A 23,279-nucleotide genomic window follows, 5' to 3' on the forward strand; every position below is an offset into this window, starting at 1 on the left:
TAACGTTACATTATCGTCTGCATAACTATTTATAAAATTAAAAGCCACATTTGGATTAAAAAAAATTCACTATTGGTAATTGCAACAATTGCTTTTGATAACATTTTAATTCCTGAGTTTTTCAAAATAGAACCAGTTGTACCAGCATCTAACATTTGTTTTATTGCTTCTGGCTTATCAAATATTGTCATTGCTAAGATTTTTATATGTGGGCATTTTTGTTGATAATCTTTGTTGCTTGGATTCCATCCATTCTTGGCATTCTTGGATCAGTAATTACTATTTTTGGTTGTTTTCGTGAAACTAATTTTACTAACTCTTCGCCATTATTTAAGGATCCAATAAAGCTGATTTCATAATCAAATTCAAAAAAAGATTGTTCAACCGTCACCTACTAATTTTTCTAAAATTTTATCAACCTTAGAATTACCTTTGGATAAAAATAAACAGATAGCCAATTTTAATCCTTACTTTCTAAGAATTTAGCTCTTGGTCAAAAGGACTTGTAAAGAATTTTTTTTAAAAATAATTAGAATAAGAATCTACGATTCTTTTAGCTATTTTAAAATGCACACATTGCATACTTTTAATTTTAGATTGTGCCATTTCTCTTTTTTTATGAGTTAGTAATTTATCTCAAATATCCAAAAAAGGTATAAGTATACTTATACCCACAAATAGGTATATTTAATTAACTAAAAATACGTGAAATATTATAAAGTAACGATTGTTAAAATAACACCTAAAAGAATCGCTGTAAATTTTTGTAAGTTAAACGTATGGTTTTCAGAACTTTCAAAAAGAATAATCGTAGAAATGTGTAAGAAAACACCAATAATTAAAGCGGTAATTTCTGTTGCATACTCTGTAAAAAACGGAATTTTATCCCCAACTAAAACACCTAAAGGACTCATTAATCCGAAGAAAAAAAGAAAACCAAAAACAGTTTTTTTAGGATATTTGGTATTTATTAAAAACGTGGTTAACACAATTGCAATAGGTATTTTATGCACTACAATTGCCCATAATAAATTACTATCAGCATTATGAACTGGCAATCCTTCAGAAAAAGCATGAATACACAAGCTCACAAATAGTAATGTAGGAAATTCTTTCCCATCAGAATGAATGTGAATATGACCATGTTCTGCACCTTTAGAAAATGACTCTAAAACCGATTGTAAAATGATTCCTACTAAAATAAAAACACCTACTCTTTTGGCATCAGTATGAACTGTGTACACCTCTGGTAATAAATGTAAAATGGTTACAGATAGCAGATAAGCACCACTAAACGCCAATAATAATCGTACAATTTTGTTGCCGGGTTTTATTATTAAAACCAATAAAGAACCAACTAAAACAGATAAAAGGAGTATTATGTAATTCACTTTGCTACTAATATTAATCTTTTGGATGTTTGTGCATCAAAGGTAGACAAGTTATAATTTCCAAAAATATTGGTGATTGTAAAACCTACTTTTTCAAAATAAGCTTTCATTTTTTTTGCCTCTAAATATTTTACTCTTTCTGTATAAGAATGATTTTCATCATCCGCAAAAAAAGAAATATTTTTTAGTATGAAACCATCTTTAATTTCTCTTGTGATATTAAAAGTAATTCCATCTACAATTTTAGTTTCTTTAGCAACTAAAGTTGCTTTTACAAATTCGGCATTTAAAAAATCGAACACAAAAACACCGTCTTTTTTCAATCCATCTTTAATGTTTTGCAGAATTAGAATATCATCTTTGTCATCTTCAAAATAACCAAAACTGGTAAATAAATTAAAAACCGCATTGTACTGATTGTTAAAAGGTTTTCGCATGTCATGTACGCTAAAATTTAGAGAATCGTTCTCAAACTCTTGCGCATATTTTATACTGTTTTTAGATAAATCTCCACCAGTAACTTTATATCCTAAAGAATTTAAAAAAACTGCATGCCTACCTTTACCACAAGGTAAATCTAAAATATGAGTGGTTTTTGGCAATGCTAAAAAGGTAGTTATATTTTTCATAAATAACAGCGCCTCCTCATTATTTCTATCCTTGTAAAGCACGTGGTAATAAGGGGTGTTAAACCAATCTGTAAACCAATCTTTTGTTTTCATTTTTATAAAATTTGCAATAACCAAGTGTTTAAAAATAGTTTTTTAGTGGTTGATATTGGTTTTTGTTGTCAAATGTACATTATGGACTTTAAGTCTGTAAAAGTAACTAAATCTTACGTTGCACAAAATCTGTTTTGATACTATTTACTTTAATCTTTAAAAAATGATAAAATAAAATTGGGTTTTGCTTTATCCTAAATTAATTTAAGACTTTGGTATTGCTGAAAATTTGTGAATTCAGGGTTCGTTTTCCTAGATATAAAATGTACTTTTGCAGTCAATTTTACAAGTATGAATAAAGATTTTAAAATGGTGGCAACCACCATGTTTGGTTTAGAAGGTGTTTTAGCAGAAGAATTAACAAATTTAGGCGCAAAAGACGTTCAAGAATCTATAAGAAGTGTTTCTTTTAAAGGTGATGAAGGTTTTATGTACAAAGCAAATATTGCTTTAAGAACTGCTATTCGTATTTTAAAACCGATTAAAGTAACTAAAATCTACGATGAAGAAGATTTATACGATACTGTAAAAAAGATTAAATGGGAAAAATATTTAGATATTGATGGCACTTTCGCAATAGGCGCCGTATCTAATTCTAAAAATTTACCAAATCATTCACATTATATTGCACTAAAATCGAAAGATGCAATTGCAGATTATTTTAGAGATAATTTTGGCAAAAGGCCTGATGTTGATGTAGATTACCCAGATTTAAAAATCCACATACATATAAATAAAGATCTTTTAACTATTTCTCTGGATTCTTCTGGAGATTCTTTGCACAAACGTGGGTATAGAACAGCAACCAATATTGCGCCAATAAACGAAGTTTTGGCAGCTGGTATGGTTTTGTTATCTGGTTATAGAGGTGAGGAAAATTTTATTGATCCCATGTGTGGTTCGGGTACAATTTTAATTGAGGCCGCAATGATTGCCAATAATATTCCTGCAAATATTAACAGAAAACGTTTTGGTTTTGAAACCTGGAAAGATTATGATGAGGAGTTATACTTTGTAATACAAGAAGCACTTTTAAAGAAAATTAGAAGTTCCCATTTTAAAATTATGGGCTTTGATAAAGCGCCATCCGCTATTGTAAAGGCAAAAGCAAATATTATTGAAGCGAACCTTGATGAGTTTATTGGTGTGCATCACGTTAACTTTTTTAACTCTACCAAAGAGGTTTTTGGTAAAACAACCATCTTGTTTAACCCGCCTTATGGTGAGCGTTTAAATGTCGATACACAAGAGTTTTACAAAAAAATTGGCGATACTTTAAAACACAATTATCCAGATTCTACAGCTTGGTTTATCACCTCGGATATTCAGGCATTGAAAAATGTTGGCTTGCGAACTTCTAAAAGAATTGATTTACGAAACGGCGATTTAGACTGTAAATTTGTAAGATATGATTTATATGAAGGCTCACGTAAATTTAAAAAGAACAATACTGATTTTAGTTCAGAAGAAGAAGAAGAATAGTTTTTTTTGATTTCCCTTTGTCAGTAACAAAAATGTTATTACAAAAAACGGATATAAATTTACTTTTATTTTTCCAATCTAGATGATTTACACATTTGTAATTGTATAATTTTTGGTATTTATTTTATGCTTTCAGTACTGATTCAACCCATTCTTTCGGACTTTCTAACTTGGGATTACGTTCATAGTTTTCAATCCATAAAACTTCAATTTCTTTAATTTTTTTAGCTAAAGGATCTGGCGTAGACTTTTTATTAACAGAGTCTTATCTTCCTATAATTAATTTTATAGGGACTCTATTTCTTTTAAACTCTTTACCCATCTATGCCAAAATATATAGTGTTCATTTATAAAATTACCTAAAATAATAATTTCATTTTTACCTTCGGAAGTATCTGATTTGTCCCAAACTTTATTAATATCTTAGTTGGTATGAATTTCTGGATTTAAATTTGCTCTTTTAAATTTGTCTTTAATTTGTCTAAAACCATAAGTTGTAAGTCTCGCAATATATCGTCCTAACTTTTGTCTTTTAAAAGTTTGCCCATGTTTCTTAAATGTAAATATTAATTTTTATTTCTAATTTTTGTTCTGCATGAACTCTTTTAGTTCAATTATCTGCGTAAAATTATACTTAGTTGTTAAATTCACAACTGGATTTGTAGTTTATTCAGCACCAAATACATTTTTGGAAGTTACAGAGTAATTAATAAGTTTCTGTATTTCTTCCATTTGTTCGTGATTTTTGATCACAATGTAGCGAATTTTATGTAGTTTTGGGTGAAATTATTAGTACGAATGGTCTGTTTGCGTGATCCTGTTTTTGTACGGGATTGTATCGAACACTTTTTTAAAGATGACTTCTCGATACAATTTTACTCAGTATAACCGTAAAATTATTTAAAGTGACATTGCATTTTATAGACATTATATTACCAATACCAATTCAGAAAACATTTACGTATTCTGTAACTGAAGATGAAGCAAATTTTTTGCAAAAGGGAATGCGCGTGGCTGTTTCTTTTGGTAAAACTAAAATGTATACCGGTTTGGTTTTTAACATCCATCAAACTGCGCCAATTTTATACGAAGCTAAGGAAATTCTTCAGATTTTAGACGAAAAACCAATTGTTAATGAGCTTCAATTAAAACATTGGCAGTGGATTTCTACCTACTATATGTGTTCTTTGGGTGATGTGTATAGAGCTTCTTTACCATCTGCTTTTTTACTAGAAAGTGAAACTATTGTGTATAAAAATGATGCTTTTTTAGAGGAATCTGTTTTAGAGGATGATGAGTTTCTGATTTTTGAGGCGTTGCAGCATCAATCTCAATTAACCATACATCAAGTTGCAGATATTTTAGGAAATAAAAAAGTAATGCCCATTGTAAACGAGCTGATAAAAAAATCTGCTATTTATATTAAGGAAGAAATTTACGAGCAATACAAACCAAAATTAGTTAAATACATTCGTTTACATACTGATTATGCTGATGATGATTCCCTTGGGAATTTGTTAGAAGAATTATCTAATGCAAAAAAACAGCGAGAAGCAGTTTTAGGTTTTTTTCAATTATTATCAACTAAAAAACCAATAAAAGCTAAAGATTTAGAAAAGAAAACAAAAGTTTCGCAATCAATTTTAAAGTCTTTAGTTGATAAAAATATCTTTGAGTTTTATCAAATTCAAACAGATAGAATTCAGTTTAAAGGCGATACAAATGATTTAAAAGAGTTGAATGAACATCAACAAAAAGCACTTGTAGAAATTAAAGAAACTTTCAAAGAAAAAGACGTAACACTTTTACACGGAATTACAAGTTCGGGTAAAACAGAAGTCTATACAAAGCTGATTCAGGAAGTTTTAGATCAAGGTAAACAAGTTTTGTTTTTGTTGCCAGAAATTGCATTAACCACACAAATTATTACCCGTTTACAATTTTATTTTGGTGATCAGATTTCTGTTTTCCATTCTAAATATTCTATGAATGAAAGGGTAGAAGTATGGAATAATGTTTTAGAAAATAAAACAAAAGCTAGAATTATTTTAGGCGCAAGATCTTCCATTTTTTTACCATTTTCTAATTTAGGTTTAATCGTTGTTGATGAAGAACATGAAACTTCTTACAAACAATTTGAACCTTCGCCAAGATATAATGCACGTGATGCGGCAATTGTTTTGGCTAAAATTCATAAGGGAAAAATAGTATTAGGTTCTGCAACTCCGTCTTTAGAAAGTTACTATAATGCGCAACAAAAAAAATATGGTTTTGTTGAGCTAAATAGGCGTCATGGAAATGTTTTATTACCCAAAATTGAGTTGATTGATGTGAAAGAGAAGTATCGGAAAAAGGAAATGAACGGTCATTTTTCTGATCGAATGCTCAAATTAATTCAGGAGGCTTTAGACTTAAAAGAACAAGTAATATTGTTTCAAAATAGACGTGGATTTTCTCCAGTTGTCGAGTGTAAAACTTGCGGAGTTTCACCTCAATGCCCAAATTGTGATGTAACGCTAACATTTCATAAATTTAGGAGCGAATTACGTTGTCATTATTGCAATTACCAGAGAGCAATGCCAAATAGTTGTGGCGCTTGTGGCAGCAATACTTTAGATACCAAAGGTTTTGGAACAGAACAAATTGAGTTGGAATTAAAAGAACTTTTCCCTGATTTTAAAATTGGAAGAATGGATTTAGATACCACTCGTGGAAAATTCGGATATCAGAAAATAATTGGTGCTTTTGAAGCCAGAGAAATTGATGTTTTGGTCGGTACACAAATGTTATCAAAAGGGTTAGATTTTGACAATGTTACTTTGGTTGGAATTCTAAATGCAGATTCTATGTTAAACTTCCCCGATTTTAGATCGCATGAGCGTGCTTATGATATGATGGTGCAGGTTTCTGGTAGAGCAGGAAGAAGTAAAAAACAAGGAAATGTAGCGATTCAAACTTACAATCCTTTTCATAAAATATTACAGCAAGTTTCTACAACAAGTTACACAGAAATGTACAAAGAGCAGTTGCAAGAACGCTGGCAATATAAATATCCGCCATATTATCGAGTGATAAAAATCACTTTAAAACACAAAGATTATAACAAAGTTGATAGCGGAGTTAATTGGCTTTTTAAATCTTTATACAATTCATTCGGAGAAAATGTTTTAGGTCCGACTTCACCGGCAGTTTCACGAATTAGAAATCAGTTTATAAAGAATATTGTGATTAAAATTCCGCCAAAACAAAATTTAACAAATACTAAAAACCATGTTTCAAAAATTAGAAATTCGTTTGAAGCTGTGAAAGATTTTAGACCAATTCGGTTTATAATTGACGTAGATGCTTATTAGATTAATAGTTAGTTGTTCATTTTTATGTAGTTTGTCTTTGTTTGACTTCTTAATAATTGTTTCTTTTGTTTCTAAAAAAAAGGTTTAAAAAACGGTGCGTAAACAAAAGTTGCTTTTAAAGAAAACGTCTATTCAATTTTAATAATTCCATTTTTATATTTTGTAAATTAAAATCAAATACATCTATTTTTTCACGTTGATTTGGTCTTCCCCAATTATAATAGGTTGTAACTTTAAAAATTGTTGGCGAGTATTGTTTGTTTCCTAAATAGGTGAGATTTACTTGCCAAGGTCCTTCTTTTAAATCCTCTATAAATATTTCTTTAGATGTATAACCTTTCTTTTTTTGATCAATTATTAAATCATTATTGTTGTTAGAAGAATTTTCAGCCGTATACGTTAGTAAATTAGGATTTACAAATTCAAGAATAAACTCTGCTTCAGAAGTATTCCATTCAAAAACTATTCTAACATCGCTTTCAATATTTTTGTTCGGATTGTTTACTTTAATTTTTCTGCGACTACTTTGATCTTCTTTATCTAGATTATAAGCAGCTATTATTTCTGAAGTCATAATTTCGCTAATGTCATTATCTTCAATTTTATAACCTTTATTTAGAAAGTAATTGTAAGCAAGCCATAGATTTCTATATTCTTTTAAGATTAAAAAAGTATTCGCTAAATCTCTGTAGGATTGCAAATAATTAGGTCTTAATTCTATTATTTTCTTATAAACGGATAAAGCTTTTTCCTGTTCATCTAGTTCTTGATATTTGTAAGCAATTCCCTTGAGATCTTCAGGATTATTGGCAGCGAAGTTTTCAAAATCTGAAAGAACTTTTAACATGATATTTTTACTGTATTTTTCCCTATTAAAATAATTAAGCAGTTCAAAATGATAATTAGGTTCATTTTTATATTTTGAGTATTGGTTTAGATATATGCTTAACGCTTTATTTGAATTTGCTCTTTTTTGATACTCATCTATATATATTGGTGTTTTTGATTTTATTTTTTGTATTTAATGGCATCATTTGCATAATACTCTGCATTGGTAAAATAATAGTTATCATAATCAATATCTTTTACTTTCGAATAATCAATATTGGTTTTTACTCTAATTACAAAACCAGTTTCTTTGGAATTTATTACGAAAACTTCTTTTACCTCAGAGATGTAAACAGGTAGTGGAATATCAAAAGAAACTCCATCAAAAATCCAAATAGCAGGTCCTTCTAATTCTTGTCCTCTTATATATAAAACTTCTTCAGCAAATTCGTTAATTCGTAGTCTCAAATCAGGAATTTTATCTTGAATGGCTTTTGTTAATGAAGTAGCATTTTTATTTAAACTATCTCCTTCAATCTGCTTAATCATATATGCAGAAGGATAATCACCAATAGTACCGTCTCCTAATTTTAAGGTTTTATTAAGCCTTAGTTCCTCTCTAGTGTTTTCAATTTCCATATTGATATTAAGAACACTTGTAATTTTTTCAATTAATACATATACTTTTTTAATCCAACATAACTGAAGCTTATAGATTCTAAGGGTTTTACATTAATACTATAAAATCCCTTAGAATCTGTTACTGTATATCTCATAGTGCCTTCAACAAAAATAGTAACATTTGATAGCCAATTGTTTTGATAAGATATAAAACCTGAAATTGTATTGTATTCTGATTCTTTTTCTGTTTGTGAACACAAAAAAAGCGGTATTAATAGTAAGAAGATGAATAGTTTTTCTTTCATAATTGTCATTTTTAATGAATGTTAAATTAATAAAATTTAGGCAATACCTTAGATTAAAAATAAAATTAGTATTTATTATGAAAGCTGTACACTTTTTCTGAAATTATAAATGGCATACAGTATCCGTAAAATTAGATGCTACTTAAAAGGACTCGAAGTTTTCTAACTTTTTCTGTTCTTATAATATATAAATACAACACCTTATTTTCAAATATTAAAGGTATTCATAAAAAAAGTTTAATTTTTTTCCTCCAAGGCAACCTTTTTAAAACTTTTGTAGTCTATATATTTGTAAGGCAGTAAAAACAGAAACGAAAGGCGTGAAAATTATATCATTACATAACAACCAAACATCGCTCATTAAAAAAGTGATAGCCAATAACAGAGATGCGCAACAGCAATTGTTTGAGCAACATTCTCCTAAAATGTTAGGTGTTTGTAGGCAATATGTAAAAGATGTACATCACGCAGAAGATTTACTTTTACAGGGTTTTTTAAAGGTTTTTACCAACTTACATAAGTTTAAAAACGAAGGTAGTTTTGAAGGTTGGATTCGAAGAATTATGGTAAACTCCTGTCTTTCTTATCTCCGCAAAAAAAACTTGTTAGATTTATCTGATGAAGAATATGTTTTTAATGATACAGCTACAGAAAGTTTAGAAAACACTTCTGTAGAAGACATTCAAAAACTGATTGATAGATTGCCAGACGGATACAAAATGGTGTTTAATTTATACGCCATAGAAGGTTATAAACATTCAGAAATTGCAGCACAATTAGGCATTTCTGAAAGTACATCAAAAACGCAATTGTTTAAAGCACGTAAATTATTGCAAGAGAATTATATTAAAATGAATAAGACGATTAATGGAGACAAATAATATAGATAAAAGTATAAAAGAAAAGTTTGCTAATAGAACTTTTGAACCTTCAGCTTCCGCTTGGGAACGTTTGTCTGCGCAATTAGACGAACAACCACAGAAAAAGAAAAAAGGTTGGTTTCTTTATATAGGTGCAGCAGCGAGTATTTTGTTATTGGTTTCAATCGGATTTCAATTTTTTTCTGACAATACGACAGAAGGTAAGCCAATGAAAGAAATTATAGTTGTGAATCCAATTGATACGCCTATAATTGATAAAAAAACGAACAACTTTATGAACGAAATTCCTGTTGAAAAAGCGCTTGTAAATGGTAATGAAGTCGGCGAGAAGGAAATAAAAAGTACTCTTAAAAACACAAATGTTGTTGTGAAGAGTCCGAAATCTTATCCAAAGGAAAGCAGGATACTTATTGCTAAAAATGAAGAACAAATTATAAAAGCAAATGTGGATAATAACTTATTAGATAAGAAACCATCCGAAGTAAAAAAAGAAGCCTTACAGCAAAACCCAAACAGTAGAATTAAAATAAATAGTATTGATTTATTGTACGCTGTTACTCACAACAAAATAGAGGTAAAAACCTATTATGCAAGACATCGTTTAGATAGAGAAGATATTTTAAGAACGATTAAAAGTGAGCTCAAAAAATCGAATATTAAAGTAAATCCAGAAACTATTTTGGCAGAAGTAGAACGTACAATTGATGATGATGATTTTCAGAATAACTTTATGAAATCGTTAAAGAATAAAATATCAGATTTTGCGACGGTAATTGCAAGTAGAAACGATTAAATAATTGATAAACAGTTTTTAGTTATATTAAAAGACGTTTTAATTAAAGCTAGAGACAAAGTTATCAGAAGACCAAGTTAAAAATAAATTACAAAATTTTAAAATTAATAAAATGAAAAAATACTACTAATTATAGTGTTGTTATGTACAACTATGGCGCAATCTCAAGAAAAAACATTTGAGAAAGAAGTGATTAAAATATCAAAAAGAATAGAAAATATTACCAATCAGCAAAAAGATTCTTTAAAAGCGAAAATAATTGACATTGATAATAAGCTAGAAGCAGGTGAAATTACCAAGGAAACTTCGGGAACTTTAAAGCAAGAAGTTGCGGAGTATCATGCAAGAAAGATTGAAAAATTGGTTGGCGAACAAGAACGTTTGTTGCAATTATTGGTACAAGATAAAACCAACGGAAAGATAGCAAGTTTTGAAGAATTAACAGATAATGAAGATGATGACAATACATTTACCATTGGTAATAAAGTTTTTAAACTTACATTTAAAGATGATGAAAAAAATGACGAAGATATTGATAGTGTTTCTAAAAAGGAAATATTTAATAAAACAAGTAGAAGAACATCGACGCAATTTGTATTTGCAATGGGTGTTAACAATGTTTTAAATAACGATAAATTATCTTCTTTAAATGATTCTGAATATCAGTTTTGGCAATCGCATTTTTATGAAGTAGGTTGGACATGGAAAACACGTTTAATGGAAGATCCTTCGCAGGTTTATTTTAAATATGGGGTTTCTTTTCTTTGGAATAATTTAAGATTAAAAGAGAATAGAATTCATGTTAAAAACGGAGATGATACAGAAATTCAGACTTATGGAAATCAATTATCAGAAAGCAGATTAAGACATGTGCAAATGAACTTCCCTATGCATTTAGAATGGGATTTATCAAAAAATAAAACAGATAAGGATGGACGCGTAAAAGACAGAACAAATAATGCGATTCGTCTTGGAGTTGGTGGTTTTGTTGGTTTTAAATTAGGAACAAGACAATATTTAGAATATAATGATATAAATGGATTGGATGTAGAAGAAGTTCAGTTTGATAACTTTAATATGAATACTGTTAATTATGGATTAAGTGCTTATTTAGGATATAAATCTACTAGTTTTTATGCAAAGTATGATATGAATTCTTTATTTAAAAATACTGATACTAGAAATATTTCTTTAGGAATTCGTTTAGATTTGAATTAATTATAGCTCGTTTTCTTCAAGTATCAAATAAAAGCCAACTGTAAAAAGTTGGCTTTTATTAATTGTTTAAAATCCGCTTTATATTGTAAGAATTAAATAGTATTTTGATGTAATTATGTAGGATTCATAAAAATTAGAAAAGCTGAATTTTTATCTTAAATTGAAAAAAAAACCACATAAATTTACGTGCTTAAATATTCAAATTAAGCAACATGAAAATTGGAATTCCCAAAGAAATTAAAAATAACGAAAGCAGGGTTGGTATGACACCTGCAGGAGTTTTTGAACTAACTAAAAAAAATCATACTGTTTTTATTCAAAATACAGCCGGCGAAGGAAGTGGTTTTTTTGATGCGGATTATATTAAAGTTGGTGCAATCATTTTATCAACCATCGAAGAAGTTTACAGTCAAAGTGAAATGATTGTAAAGGTGAAAGAGCCAATTGCATCAGAATATCCGCTTATTAAAGAAAATCAAATTGTTTTTACGTATTTTCATTTTGCATCAAGTGAACCTCTTACAAAAGCAATGATTGAAAGTAAATCGATTTGTATTGCTTACGAAACGGTAGAAGATGATGAAGGTACTTTGCCATTATTAACACCAATGTCTGAAGTTGCAGGAAGAATGGCAGTGCAGCAAGGGGCAAAATATTTAGAAAAACCAATTAAAGGGCGTGGAATTTTATTGGGCGGTGTTCCAGGAGTAGCACCTGGAAAAGTACTAATTTTAGGAGCAGGAGTGGTAGGTGTTCAAGCAGCAAAGATGGCTGCAGGTTTAGGAGCTCATGTAACAATTATGGATATTAATATGAAGCGTTTACGTTATGTAAATGATATTTTACCAAATCATGTTATTACTGCTTTTTCAAGTGAATATAGTATAAGACAACTTATAAAAACACACGATTTAATTATTGGAGGAGTTTTAGTAAAAGGAGGTAAGGCACCAAAATTAATTACTAGAGATATGCTAAAAGAAATGCGACCAGGAACTGTTGTGGTTGATGTTGCAGTAGATCAAGGAGGCTGTTTTGAAACTACAAAAGCAACTACACACGAAGATCCTACATATATTATAGATGATGTTGTGCATTATTGTGTCGCAAATATGCCAGGAGCCGTTCCTTATACTTCTACCATTGCTTTAACAAATGTGACACTTTCCTACATCTTAAAAATAGCCAATTTAGGATGGGAAAAAGCTTGTGAATCAGATATCAGTTTATCAAAAGGGTTAAACATTGTAAAAGGTAAAATTGTTTACAAAGAATTAAAAGGTCTTTTTGATTAGAATAAAAGTTATACAAACGAACTAAAGATAGTTTTTGTTGTCAATTTGAGTGGAATCGGAATTTTAAATTATGTTCGGTTTCACTCATTAGACAACGAGTTTATTGGTTTTTTTCAACCCATTCTTTTCTCAAATCTTTTGATAAAACGCTTGTTCCGTCATGTTTCCATCCAGGAGGTTTTATGAAATATTTAAATTTATTGAGGATGGATGTTTTTGAGGTAAAAAAATCAACAAACAGTTGATACCATTCAATAAAAGCAATTTTTAAGGGATTGTAAGTTTCAATGTTTTTAACCAAACCATATACTGGTTTTTCTACTTCTAATTCAAAAGTGCCAAAAAGGCGATCCCAAATAATAAAAATACCTGCATGATTTCTATCTAAATATTGAGGGTTTGTAGCATGATGAACTCTGTGATGACTTGGTGTGTTAAAAACCGCTTCAAACCATTTTGGCATTTTTTTTATCAATTCTGTATGAATCCAATATTGATAAATTAAACTTATAGACATTTGCACTAATACCATTACAGGATGAAACCCTATCAAAACTAAAGGAAGCCAAAAAACGAAGGTATAGAAACCGCCAGACCAGGTTTGTCTTAAAGCGGTGCTTAAATTGTATTTTTTAGAGGAATGATGCACTACATGACTCGCCCAAAACAACCTGCTTTCATGGCTAATTCTATGAAACCAATAGTAGGTTAAATCTTCTACAAATAGCAATAAAATCCAGGACCACCAAGCAAATGAAATAGTAAAAATTCTATATTTATATAGAAACAAAAAGATGACTAAAACTATTGCTTTTGCAATTACACCAAGAAAAACATTTCCTAAACCCATTAAAATAGAAGTGCTAGAATCCTTAAAATCATATTCTTCTAATTTTACTTTGACAGTCAAGATAACTTCAATAATAACAGTTAAAATAAAAAAAGGAATTGCGTAATGAATTAAATTTGGTATTTCAGGTATTTGCATATCAGTATTTTAGTTTGTTAATCGTATAATTTCTTGTTATATATTTTTTAAGGTAAAAAGATGCTTTTTAATATAAAAAAGTATGTATATTTGCATCCTCAAAAATAAACAATAAATATTTAATTTATGAATCATTACGAAACTGTTTTCATTTTGAATCCCGTTTTATCTGATACTCAGATAAAGGAGACAGTACAAAAGTTCGAAGATTATTTAGTTTCCAAAGGAGCTGAAATGATCTCAAAAGAAGATTGGGGCTTAAAGAAATTAGCATACCCAATTCAAAAGAAGAAAAGTGGTTTTTATCACTTGTTAGAGTATAAAATAGCTGGAGAAGAAATTTCTGCATTTGAGTTAGAATTTAGAAGAGATGATAGCATTATGCGTTACCTATCTGTTAGATTAGACAAACATGCTGCTGCTTGGGCTAAAGTTAGAACTGAACGTGTTAAATCTACTAAAAAATAAGAAATGGCAACAATAGAACAACAATCAAAAGGTGGTAAATCTGCTGACGTTAGATATTTAACGCCATTAGATATAGACACTAAAAAAGAAGCAAAATACTGTAGATTTAAAAAGAAAGGTTTTAAATATATCGATTATAAAGATGCAGACTTCTTAATGTATTTAGTAAACGAACAAGGTAAAATTTTACCAAGACGTTTAACAGGAACTTCACTAAAATATCAACGTAAAGTTGCGCAAGCAATTAAGAGATCGCGTCATTTAGCGTTAATGCCTTACGTTGGAGATATGTTAAAATAATAAAGAAGTAGAGACATGGAATTGATATTAAGACAAGATGTAGACAATTTAGGATTTAGAGATGATATCGTAGACGTTAAAAACGGATATGCTAGAAATTTTTTAATCCCTACAGGACAAGCAGTTTTAGCTACTTCATCTGCAAAAAAAGTATTAGCAGAGAATTTAAAACAACGTGCTTACAAAGAAGCTAAATTAATTGAAGATGCGAATGTAGTAGCGGAAACAATTAAAGGATATGAAATTAAAATTGGTTCTAAAGTTGGTTCAGGAGACAAGTTATTTGGTTCTGTAAACAATATAGATTTAGCTGAAGCACTTGCTAAAGCAGGAACAGAATTAGACAAGAAATTTATTAAAGTTGTTGGTGGTTCTGTAAAAAGATTAGGTAAATACGAAGCTTCTGTAAGATTGCACAGAGCAGTAGTTGCTGACATTACTTTTGAAGTGATTGCCGAATAAGATCAATTGTTAAAAAATTGTTAATAAAAAGTCTACTAAATTTTAGTAGGCTTTTTTTTTTGTCCTATTTTGGCCTTTGATTAAAACTCAAAACACTCAAACAAGATGAAACAAAAACTATTTTTTTATTTTTAGTAACCTTAATCTTTAGTTATAGCTCAAATGCACAAATAACTACTTCAAAGATTAAGGGAACGGTTATTGACAATAACGGAGAAACTTTATTTGGCGCCAATATTGTTGTTATGCATGTACCTACCGGATCTGTATCTGGTACTACAACTCAAGATAATGGTAAGTATACCATACCAAACTTAAGAGTTGGAGGGCCTTATAGTATAACTTTTAGTTATTTAGGCTATAAAGAACAAGTTGTAAATAATATATTTTTAACATTAGGTAAAACTGCAGAAGTAAATGGAACACTTACTGATAGCGGAGAAACTTTAGATGAAATTATTATTTCATCTTCAAAAAACAAAATTTTTAATAAAGATAGAACTGGATCTCAGACAAGTATTAGTGCTGTTCAATTAAAAATATTACCAACAATTTAAGACCGTTGCAAAAAGCGAACTTAATTATTTTTACTTTTTAGAGTTCCCTTTTTTTTAGCTACAACATCGATTATGCTATTTTTTTTCTATTTTAAGTGAGTAAATGCCTTTTTTAGGCTTCATTTTTCCTTAATTTTTACAATTAGACGCAAATATCCCTGGACTTCGATATAAATTATAGCACATTGCCTCCATCAAATTTTGTGTATGCATTTTTTTCATCCCTCTGTATCTTGCAATTCCACCTTTAAACCATAATTTTATTCCTCCAAAAGTACGTTCTACTTTAAACCTTGTTTTTCCTATTAATTTATTGAATCTAGTTTCCCATTTTGTTAACGGTTTATTTTTTACCGCCTTTTTAAGGATATGATTCTTTAAATTACGCTTCTTTAAAATCGCAACATTTTTCTTTGATTGGTACCCTTTATCTGCCTTTAGAGGGATGTCTTTTGGTAATGCTACATTTACAGTTTCTAGAACTTCCTCCAAATTTGCAATCTCATTTTTGCTCGCAGTTGTGGTTAGTACTCCTAGAACAAGTCCTTCGTTATCCGTTACATGATGCTTTTTAAACCCAAAATGGTACTTTCCTCTTTTCTTTAACCAAGTACCCTCTTTATCGACACTATCTGGATATTCTTTGTGTACTTCTACTTGGTCTGCACAGCGGTCTTCGGTTACCTTAAAATTTGTTTTTCCTTTTGGTCTAAGTGGCGTATCTATTACACTAGCGTCTATTATTAAACCTGTTTTTACAATGATATTATGTGCTTCTAGCTGTTTGTTTATGGAGGTAAATAATTTTTCGAAGGTTTGTGTTTTGGTTAATGCGGTTCTAAACCTACTTAAAGTACTATGATCTGGAGCAACCTGTTCAATGGTCATCCCACAAAAATAACTAAAGGAAAGACTGTCATTTATTCGGTCTTCAACTTCATAATCGCTTAAACCATACCAACTTTGTAAAAGACACATTTTAAAAAGTAATGTCCCATCATAAGAAGGCTTGCCAGTGGCACTTTTTCCTTTTAAATAATCATTATTTATTAGGATAGAGATCGTATCCCAATCGATAAGGGTGTTTATTTGGGTGAAAAATGTCTTTTTAATTTTTCTTGCTCGTAAATCACAAATGCTATCGGCTAAAGTTGGTTGTTTTTGTATTTTCATACACTAAATTTACAGATTAATATACTTACAATCAAATATTTAACATAAATAATAACGTGTTATTTTTGTGCTTTTTATTAGGCACTTCCTTGCAACGGTCTCAATTTCGCGATCTGCAGCAGACTTTACAAGGTTAGAGCCTACTGCAAGTAATGGTTCTTTTGGTGGTAGAAATGACCAATTCAATAATTTTTCTTTAGACGGGTCAATATTTAATAACCCTTTTGGATTAGATGCAGCAACACCTGGAGGGCAAACAGATTCTCAGCCAGTTTCATTAGATGCAATTGAACAAATATCAGTTTCTGTAGCTCCTTATGATGTTACTCAATCAGGGTTTACTGGAGCTTCTGTAAATGCTGTAACAAAAAGTGGTACAAATGAATTTAAAGGTACAGTCTATGGTTTCTTTAGAAATGAAGATTTAACCGGTGGAAAAGTAAATGGAGAAAAAGTTTTTAAACCAAGTTTAAAACAAAATCAATACGGTGTAAGCGTAGGTGGACCAATTATTAAAAATAAATTATTCTTTTTTGCAAATTTCGAAAAGGATGAAGTAAGTGAACTAGGTTCTGCTTTTCAGCCAAACACAGGAAGTGGTGCAATCAATGAGTCGAGAGTGTTGGAGTCAGATATGCAGTTAGTTAGCGGTATTTTATCTCAAGTTAATATTGGTAATGGCGAGTTTTATGATCCAGGAACTTATCGAGGATTTACTTATGATGCACAATCAACTAAAGGATTGTTTAAATTAGATTATAATATTAACGACAAACATAGAGTGTCTTTTGTTTATAATTTTTTAACAGCATCAAAAGAAAAACCTGCACACCCAACAGCTTTAGGCTTTAGAGGACCAAGTGCTACAACCCTTCAATTTGAAAACACAGGATATGAAATTAATAATAATATCAATTCATTTTTAGTTGAACTTAATTCTTCTTTTAATGATGAAACTACAAATAAGCTACAAGTGGGTTATACGCATTTTGATGATTTTAGAAATGCATTATCTTCACCTGCGCCAACAATTACACTTTTAAGTGGTGGATCTAATTATATTATTGCTGGTCATGAGCCATTTTCAATAAATAATAATTTACAACAAAAAGTTTTTCAAATTACAAATAATATGACTTTTTTTAAAGGAGACCATACATATACAGTAGGCTTTGCTTTTGAGAAATTTGAATTTGATAACTCGTTTAATTTAGGTGCTTATGGAGCACAAGGAGTTTTCTTTCCTAGTGGTGACATAAGTGATTTTAGGAATACTGTTGGTAACCCATCAGCAGCAGCAGCTTTAGTCGCTAATTATCAAGGACAATTTAATGCTGCTATAGCGGCAAATAATGATAGACTAGCGAATGGCACGGGAAATCCAGGAGGTTTTGCTTTAGCAGAGACAAATGTAGGTCAATTAGCATTTTATGTTCAAGATGAATGGGAAGTTAACGATAATCTAAAATTAACGTACGGTATTCGTTTCGATAAACCTCTGTTTTTTGATTCTTCACAAAAAGCGCAAAACGTAATTGATAATGCTTGTTGTTTTGTGCCAGATATTCCATATTATAATCCTAATACAGGAGAAACAGTTAAATTAGATAATAGAAAAATGCCAACAAATCAATGGTTGGTTTCCCCTAGAGTAGGTTTTAATTGGGATGCAAACGGAGAAGGTACAATTCAAGTTAGAGGAGGTACAGGAGTTTTTACAGGTCGTTTACCTTTCGTTTGGTTAGGAAACCAGATTGGAAATCCAGAAGTATTCTTTTATCAAGCCGTTGATCCAGATTTTAAATTTCCACAAGTATGGAGAACTAATGTTGGTTTAGATTACAAATTAGAAAGTGGTTATATAGTTTCTGGGGATGTTTCGTATACTAAAGATTTAAATGGTGCACACGTACAAAATTGGGGTTTAAGAAGCCCTACGGGAACTTTGACAGGTGCAGATAATAGAGCTTATTATTTAGATACAGATAAAGGAAATAGCGCTTTTGTTTTTACAAATTCAAACAAAGGGAGAACTTATAGTTTCTCTACAAAAGTTGAAAAAACGTTTGATAATGGTTTATATGCGAACATAGCTTATAGTCATGTAAATTCTAAAGATGTGAATTCTATTGAAGCAGAAATTACTGGAGATGCATTTGCTTTTAATCCTGTTATAGGTGATGCTAACACAGATGTTTTAGCTTTTTCTAAATATGGAAATACACATAGAGTAATAGGAGTAGTTTCTAAAAAGTTTAACTTTTTTGGTGAAAATTCTCCAACAACATTTGCTACATTTTTTGAATATGCAAAAGGAGGAAGATTCAATTACACGTACGGTGGGGATATTAATAATGATGGTTCTAACCTTAACGATTTATTATATGTACCAACTGCATCAGAACTTACACAAATGCAGTTCTCAGGAGCAGGACAATCTTCAGCTTTTGAATCATATATTAAACAAGATGATTACTTGAGTGGAAGAAGAGGTCAATATGTTGAGCGCTATGGAGCTTTAGCACCTTGGACAGGTCGTTGGGATTTAAAAGTATTACAAGATATTAATTTTAATGTTTCAAAAGATGAACAAAACACTATTCAAATTAGTTTAGATGTTTTAAATCTTGGAAATTTAATTAATTCTAATTGGGGGTTGTACAGCAAGCAAGAAATTTACAACCATTAGGTGTTTCTGTAGATGCAACAACAAGAGTACCTACGTATACTTTTGATTCTAATTTAACTAAAACTTATATTCCGGTATCAGATTTAAGATCTCGTTGGCAAGCGCAAATAGGATTAAGATATATTTTCTAAATCGTTTAAAAAATTAGATATTTGAACCGCCCATAACTGGGCGGTTTTTTTTATAATAGAATATGAAATACAGACAACTTACCAAAGAACAATTTGAAAGTTTACACGAAGAATTTGCACGTTTTTTAGCATCCCAAAGTATCGATGTAAAAGAATGGAATCAAATTAAAAAAGAAAAACCAACGGTTGCAGAAGATGAAATGAATGTTTTTTCTGATGTTGTTTGGGATGATGTTTTATCAAAAACAAGCTATGTAGAACATTTTTCTGAAACTACTGCTAACTTATTTAAATGTGATGAAAAGGTAGTGCATAGAATTGCTATCAAAATAAATTGGGATATTGACTTATTAAAACAAGAAGGTTTTGAATGGTTGATGCAAAACCCTATGGATAATTCAGTTGATGTTTTTAAAGGTTCAAAAGCATATCAATCTGAAAGAAATTTAGAAATTTTTGATTTAATTGAAAAAGGAAGTTCCATTTCTAAAGGTGAAATTTTCGAATATTTTAATAGCTTAGTAAGTTAAATTTATTTTCAGTATACTTTTAGTATTTATTTTTTTGATAAAAAAAAAACAGTTCATCGATAGATATAGGTCTTTTGTCTTTATAATTTTGCTTTTAACCATTCTTTAGGTAAAAATAATTCTCTTTAATGGTACTTTAGTTTCGTTTTTGCAACAAAATATATAAAAATGGAAAAAAGTTTAAAAGTTTTATTAGTTGAAGATAATTTGATTGAAATAATGAAAATGAAAAGAACTATTTCGTTTTTAAATTTAAAGCATATGATACATGAAGCAAAAAACGGTGAAGAAGCACTTAAATTTTTAGAAAACAGCGCTAATATTCCTGATATTATTCTATTAGATTTAAACATGCCTAAAATAAATGGCATTGAATTTCTTAGAATCATAAAAGCAAGTGATGAATTAAAACATATTCCCACTATTATATTAACCACATCTAGTAATCAAAAAGATTTATTAGAATGCTATATAACAGGTATCTCTGGTTATATTTTAAAACCCTTAAAGTATGAAGATTACCTTAAAAAGATAGAAGTAGTTTTGTCTTATTGGAGCGTTAATGAGTTAATTCAGGCTTAAATAAAAGTAGTTTTATCCACTAAATTTTTAAAGTTAGTTCAAGAATAATCTTGTCTAGAAATAAGTATTAGAATTATTTCTAAATCTTGTTAAGATTTAAAAGTTCCTTCATCTAATTAATTGTACTTATCGCTTCTCTGAAAAGCTAATTTTACTTTAAAATTTAAGTGATATTTTATGGATTCCAAATGATAATTTATTCATGAACTATTAAAAGTATTTATAAGGCAGTTTTTAAAAAGAACCATTCTGGTTTTATTAAATTTAACAACGATCTAATAGCTAGAATTCTATCTATAGAAAATAATATCTATTTAAAAATAAGAGAAATTTCAATTAAATTTAAAATTCCAACAATTACTTTTGAAGAAGGTTTTAATTTTTTAATAATGGCATTAAAATTTGAGATTCACAGTGCTATTTTAGTATCGTTTTTATGAATACTTTTTTAAATAGTTTAACTCATAGTTCATTATCAATATAGAAAAAACAAAAGAAGATTTTACTCAAGTTAGCTATACCTTCCCAAATAAATTGGCTAAAACTAAAAAGGTAGCTTTAAAATTTATTTAATCCCTCGAAGAACAGAAAAATGAGAACCGTACAATTTATAAAAAACTGGAACTAAAAAATTTAAATTTTTAAGCAAAAAACGTACTTTAAAAGTGACTTTACTTTTTGTGTTTGGGAACAGATTAATATTACAAGATAAAAATATTTTGAGTAATACGCTTAGCGTCTGTTTTATGTAACTTTGATAAATCGGTTTAGCTATTGCCATTCTCTGTATTGTTTTAGGAAGGATGCTTTGTTGAAATTGTGATCGATTACTTGTAAACTTAACAGTTACAAATGCAGACAATATCGTAAACGCTGCAGAAATTTGCGCAACACAAGCTATAGAACTCAGAAAAAATAAACCGGAACTTGCTATTTTAATTAGTTGCATTGGAAGGAAATTAGTACTAGATCAAAGAGAAGAAGAAGAAGAAGAAGAAGAAGAAGAAGAAGAAGAAGTTGGTAAAGATACCACAATTTGAGGTTTTTTGCCTTTGGAGAAATTGCGCCTTTTAACGCAGAAATGAATCGTCAACTGCATAATCAATCAATAGTTATTACCCTAATTAGTGAATAATTAATCCACTTTTAAAAAGACAAATAAGAAAATTTTTACCTAAAGGCTTTCAGTGTAATAAAGATATGCACGAATTTTTAGATGCCATAAATAAATCTTACACTACTTTAGACGACCAGTTTGTTATGCTTCGAAGGGCAGCGCCTATAAGTTCTGAAGAACTTTTTAGCTCTAACAAACAATTAAGAGAGGAATCAGAAGCACAAAAATAAATTATAACCAAACTTAATAGTGTTATAAATACACTAAAGTTTTATGTCTTAAAAAGTTGGTCCTAAATTAGTTGGTCAATATTTCTTGGAATTAGTTGAATTTATTGAAAATCAAATGAAAGAAATCATTGAAATAAATAAAGAAAAAGACAAACTTGTATTAAATTTATAGCGTCAGAATGAAGAATTAAATGAATATGCGCACATGGTCTCTCTTGACTTAAAGTTCCCTTTGCAAAGTATCGATGCCCTTAACCAGTTGGATGAAGGAAGATTATTTAGATGCTTTGGGTAAAGCTGGAAATGAAGTTGTAAATTTAATTAGAGAAAATATAGAGAAAATGGATACATTAATTAGGAGGTATTTTAGAATACTCAACCATTGGTAAAGCAGAAAAAACACTTTATAATTTAGATTTAAATGTTTTGATGGATAACATTTTATGAACCATTAATAATCCAGATGAAGTAAGGATTTTAATTCCAAATACGTTACCTATCATAAAAGGAGATCAGTATAGAGTGAAGCTTTTATTTTATAACCTTATTGATAATGCTATAAAGTTTAATGACAAAAAGAGCGATGGCCTTGTAGAGATTAACTTTTTGAGTAACGATAAATATTGGCAATTTTTTATTACAGATATCGGTAAAGGCATAGAAAAACAGTATTTTGATAAAATATTTATAGCATTTCAAAAATTAGACAACGATTTTAATTCTACTGGTATTGGTTTATCAATAGTAAAGAAAACTGTAGAAACACATCTAGGAGAAATTTGGTTAAAATCTAAACAGAATGAAGAAACTACTTTCTATTTTACATTATTAAAATAAATATGGAAAAACCAAATTTGTTATATATAGAGCAGCTGGCTAGGGGAGATGATTCTATTAAGAATACCTTGATAGAAGTCATTAAAAATGAGTTTCCAGGCGAAAAAGTAGCGTACTATAAAAGTTTAAAAAATAAAGATTTTAAAAAAATTAAAGATAATGTTCATCGAATTAAGCATAAATTCAGTATTTTAGGACTCGAAAAGAGTTACAAAAAGGCTAATAATTTTGAACATAATCTTCGTCAAAATATTTTAAATTTAAAAGAAGAGCAAGATTTTGATGAAATTTTAACAGCAATTTCTAAATATTTAAAAACAATTTAA

General features: G+C 29.5%; 26 protein-coding genes and 2 pseudogenes. 18 read left to right on the forward strand and 10 right to left on the reverse strand.

The genetic code is table 11. The features are described from left to right. Nucleotides 1–29: 29 nt before the first annotated feature. The 4 genes from BST83_RS19795 to BST83_RS04955 form a co-directional block, all read right to left on the reverse strand. A complete protein-coding gene (locus tag BST83_RS19795; RefSeq protein WP_170062740.1) occupies nt 30–191 on the reverse strand; it encodes a hypothetical protein in 162 nt (53 codons plus the stop codon). A gap of 11 nt (nt 192–202) precedes the next feature. Next, the gene (locus BST83_RS04945; RefSeq protein ID WP_104808831.1) at nt 203–391 is read right to left on the reverse strand and encodes a response regulator; all 189 of its coding nucleotides are present in this window, start codon (nt 389–391) and stop codon (nt 203–205) included. Between the two features lie 322 nt (nt 392–713). Beyond that, nucleotides 714–1,391, reverse strand: a complete 678-nt coding sequence (locus BST83_RS04950) for a ZIP family metal transporter (protein ID WP_104808832.1) — start codon at nt 1,389–1,391, stop codon at nt 714–716. Then, nucleotides 1,388–2,113, reverse strand: coding sequence for a class I SAM-dependent DNA methyltransferase (locus BST83_RS04955; RefSeq protein ID WP_104808833.1), 726 nt, complete (start codon nt 2,111–2,113; stop codon nt 1,388–1,390). Before BST83_RS04955 ends, BST83_RS04950 begins: the two co-directional genes overlap by 4 nt. Nucleotides 2,114–2,404: 291 nt before the next feature. On the opposite strand from BST83_RS04955, the gene BST83_RS04960 reads away from it, so the two are divergent. Together BST83_RS04960 and priA are read left to right on the forward strand one after the other, a co-directional pair. Next, nucleotides 2,405–3,595, forward strand: a complete 1,191-nt coding sequence (locus BST83_RS04960) for a THUMP domain-containing class I SAM-dependent RNA methyltransferase (protein WP_104808834.1) — start codon at nt 2,405–2,407, stop codon at nt 3,593–3,595. A gap of 905 nt (nt 3,596–4,500) precedes the next feature. Then, a complete protein-coding gene (priA, locus tag BST83_RS04965) occupies nt 4,501–6,948 on the forward strand; it encodes a replication restart helicase PriA (RefSeq protein WP_240614656.1) in 2,448 nt (815 codons plus the stop codon). A 115-nt stretch (nt 6,949–7,063) separates the two neighbouring features. Here priA and BST83_RS20465 read toward each other — a convergent pair whose 3' ends face one another. From BST83_RS20465 to BST83_RS20475, 3 genes are all read right to left on the reverse strand, one after another. Continuing rightward, nucleotides 7,064–7,795, reverse strand: a complete 732-nt coding sequence (locus BST83_RS20465; protein ID WP_240614657.1) for a DUF2135 domain-containing protein — start codon at nt 7,793–7,795, stop codon at nt 7,064–7,066. Between the two features lie 161 nt (nt 7,796–7,956). Continuing rightward, entirely contained in the window at nt 7,957–8,415 is a 459-nt protein-coding gene (locus BST83_RS20470; protein ID WP_240614658.1) for a hypothetical protein, read from the reverse strand. A 32-nt stretch (nt 8,416–8,447) separates the two neighbouring features. Next, nucleotides 8,448–8,702, reverse strand: coding sequence for a carboxypeptidase-like regulatory domain-containing protein (locus tag BST83_RS20475; RefSeq protein WP_240614659.1), 255 nt, complete (start codon nt 8,700–8,702; stop codon nt 8,448–8,450). A gap of 320 nt (nt 8,703–9,022) precedes the next feature. On the opposite strand from BST83_RS20475, the gene BST83_RS04975 reads away from it, so the two are divergent. From BST83_RS04975 to ald, 4 genes are all read left to right on the forward strand, one after another. Next, the gene (locus BST83_RS04975; RefSeq protein ID WP_104808835.1) at nt 9,023–9,583 is read left to right on the forward strand and encodes an RNA polymerase sigma factor; all 561 of its coding nucleotides are present in this window, start codon (nt 9,023–9,025) and stop codon (nt 9,581–9,583) included. Beyond that, the gene (locus BST83_RS04980; protein WP_104808836.1) at nt 9,570–10,376 is read left to right on the forward strand and encodes a hypothetical protein; all 807 of its coding nucleotides are present in this window, start codon (nt 9,570–9,572) and stop codon (nt 10,374–10,376) included. The genes BST83_RS04975 and BST83_RS04980 overlap by 14 nt, the downstream gene beginning before the upstream one ends. A 153-nt stretch (nt 10,377–10,529) precedes the next feature. Continuing rightward, nucleotides 10,530–11,594 (forward strand): hypothetical protein, encoded by a 1,065-nt coding sequence (locus BST83_RS04985; RefSeq protein ID WP_104808837.1) that lies wholly within the window; start codon nt 10,530–10,532, stop codon nt 11,592–11,594. A 212-nt stretch (nt 11,595–11,806) separates the two neighbouring features. Then, nucleotides 11,807–12,889 carry an alanine dehydrogenase gene (gene ald, locus BST83_RS04990; RefSeq protein ID WP_104808838.1) on the forward strand — a complete coding sequence of 361 codons (1,083 nt, stop codon included), beginning with the start codon at nt 11,807–11,809 and terminating at the stop codon, nt 12,887–12,889. Between the two features lie 100 nt (nt 12,890–12,989). Here ald and BST83_RS04995 read toward each other — a convergent pair whose 3' ends face one another. Further along, nucleotides 12,990–13,877, reverse strand: coding sequence for a sterol desaturase family protein (locus tag BST83_RS04995; protein WP_104808839.1), 888 nt, complete (start codon nt 13,875–13,877; stop codon nt 12,990–12,992). A gap of 126 nt (nt 13,878–14,003) precedes the next feature. On the opposite strand from BST83_RS04995, the gene rpsF reads away from it, so the two are divergent. From rpsF to BST83_RS05015, 4 genes are all read left to right on the forward strand, one after another. Beyond that, on the forward strand, nt 14,004–14,345 hold the full coding sequence (gene rpsF, locus BST83_RS05000) for a 30S ribosomal protein S6 (RefSeq protein WP_104808840.1): 342 nt from the start codon (nt 14,004–14,006) through the stop codon (nt 14,343–14,345). Nucleotides 14,346–14,348: 3 nt separating this feature from the next. Next, nucleotides 14,349–14,645: a 30S ribosomal protein S18 gene (rpsR, locus tag BST83_RS05005; RefSeq protein WP_104808841.1), complete on the forward strand. Its 297-nt coding sequence runs from the start codon at nt 14,349–14,351 to the stop codon at nt 14,643–14,645. A 15-nt stretch (nt 14,646–14,660) separates the two neighbouring features. Beyond that, nucleotides 14,661–15,107: a 50S ribosomal protein L9 gene (gene rplI, locus BST83_RS05010; RefSeq protein ID WP_104808842.1), complete on the forward strand. Its 447-nt coding sequence runs from the start codon at nt 14,661–14,663 to the stop codon at nt 15,105–15,107. A gap of 185 nt (nt 15,108–15,292) precedes the next feature. Further along, entirely contained in the window at nt 15,293–15,664 is a 372-nt protein-coding gene (locus BST83_RS05015; protein WP_302849473.1) for a carboxypeptidase-like regulatory domain-containing protein, read from the forward strand. Between the two features lie 129 nt (nt 15,665–15,793). Here the strand turns inward: BST83_RS05015 and BST83_RS05020 are convergent, their stop codons facing one another. Then, nucleotides 15,794–16,837, reverse strand: a complete 1,044-nt coding sequence (locus BST83_RS05020; protein ID WP_104808844.1) for an IS5 family transposase — start codon at nt 16,835–16,837, stop codon at nt 15,794–15,796. A gap of 100 nt (nt 16,838–16,937) precedes the next feature. On the opposite strand from BST83_RS05020, the pseudogene BST83_RS05025 reads away from it, so the two are divergent. From BST83_RS05025 to BST83_RS05035, 3 genes and pseudogenes are all read left to right on the forward strand, one after another. Further along, a pseudogene (locus tag BST83_RS05025) lies at nt 16,938–19,657 on the forward strand (TonB-dependent receptor domain-containing protein); the annotation flags it as partial. Between the two features lie 62 nt (nt 19,658–19,719). Then, entirely contained in the window at nt 19,720–20,187 is a 468-nt protein-coding gene (locus BST83_RS05030) for a DUF6495 family protein (protein ID WP_104808845.1), read from the forward strand. Between the two features lie 168 nt (nt 20,188–20,355). Next, nucleotides 20,356–20,769, forward strand: coding sequence for a response regulator (locus BST83_RS05035; RefSeq protein ID WP_104808846.1), 414 nt, complete (start codon nt 20,356–20,358; stop codon nt 20,767–20,769). 727 nt (nt 20,770–21,496) lie between these two features. Here the strand turns inward: BST83_RS05035 and BST83_RS20480 are convergent. After that, nucleotides 21,497–21,607: pseudogene (locus BST83_RS20480) on the reverse strand (IS1595 family transposase); the annotation flags it as partial. Between the two features lie 43 nt (nt 21,608–21,650). Between BST83_RS20480 and BST83_RS21385 the strand changes: the two are divergent. The 5 genes from BST83_RS21385 to BST83_RS05050 all read left to right on the forward strand — a co-directional run bounded on the left by BST83_RS21385 (nt 21,651) and on the right by BST83_RS05050 (nt 23,279). Next, nucleotides 21,651–21,809, forward strand: coding sequence for a hypothetical protein (locus BST83_RS21385; RefSeq protein WP_367889187.1), 159 nt, complete (start codon nt 21,651–21,653; stop codon nt 21,807–21,809). Between the two features lie 160 nt (nt 21,810–21,969). Then, complete coding sequence (locus tag BST83_RS20485; protein WP_240614661.1) at nt 21,970–22,116, forward strand: hypothetical protein; 147 nt, start codon at nt 21,970–21,972, stop codon at nt 22,114–22,116. A 245-nt stretch (nt 22,117–22,361) separates the two neighbouring features. Continuing rightward, nucleotides 22,362–22,505, forward strand: a complete 144-nt coding sequence (locus BST83_RS20490; protein ID WP_240614662.1) for a hypothetical protein — start codon at nt 22,362–22,364, stop codon at nt 22,503–22,505. 112 nt (nt 22,506–22,617) lie between these two features. Next, nucleotides 22,618–22,953 (forward strand): sensor histidine kinase, encoded by a 336-nt coding sequence (locus BST83_RS20495; RefSeq protein WP_302849474.1) that lies wholly within the window; start codon nt 22,618–22,620, stop codon nt 22,951–22,953. Between the two features lie 2 nt (nt 22,954–22,955). Continuing rightward, on the forward strand, nt 22,956–23,279 hold the full coding sequence (locus BST83_RS05050; protein ID WP_104808847.1) for an Hpt domain-containing protein: 324 nt from the start codon (nt 22,956–22,958) through the stop codon (nt 23,277–23,279).

It is taken from the genome of Polaribacter filamentus (assembly GCF_002943715.1).
Lineage (GTDB): Bacteria > Bacteroidota > Bacteroidia > Flavobacteriales > Flavobacteriaceae > Polaribacter > Polaribacter filamentus.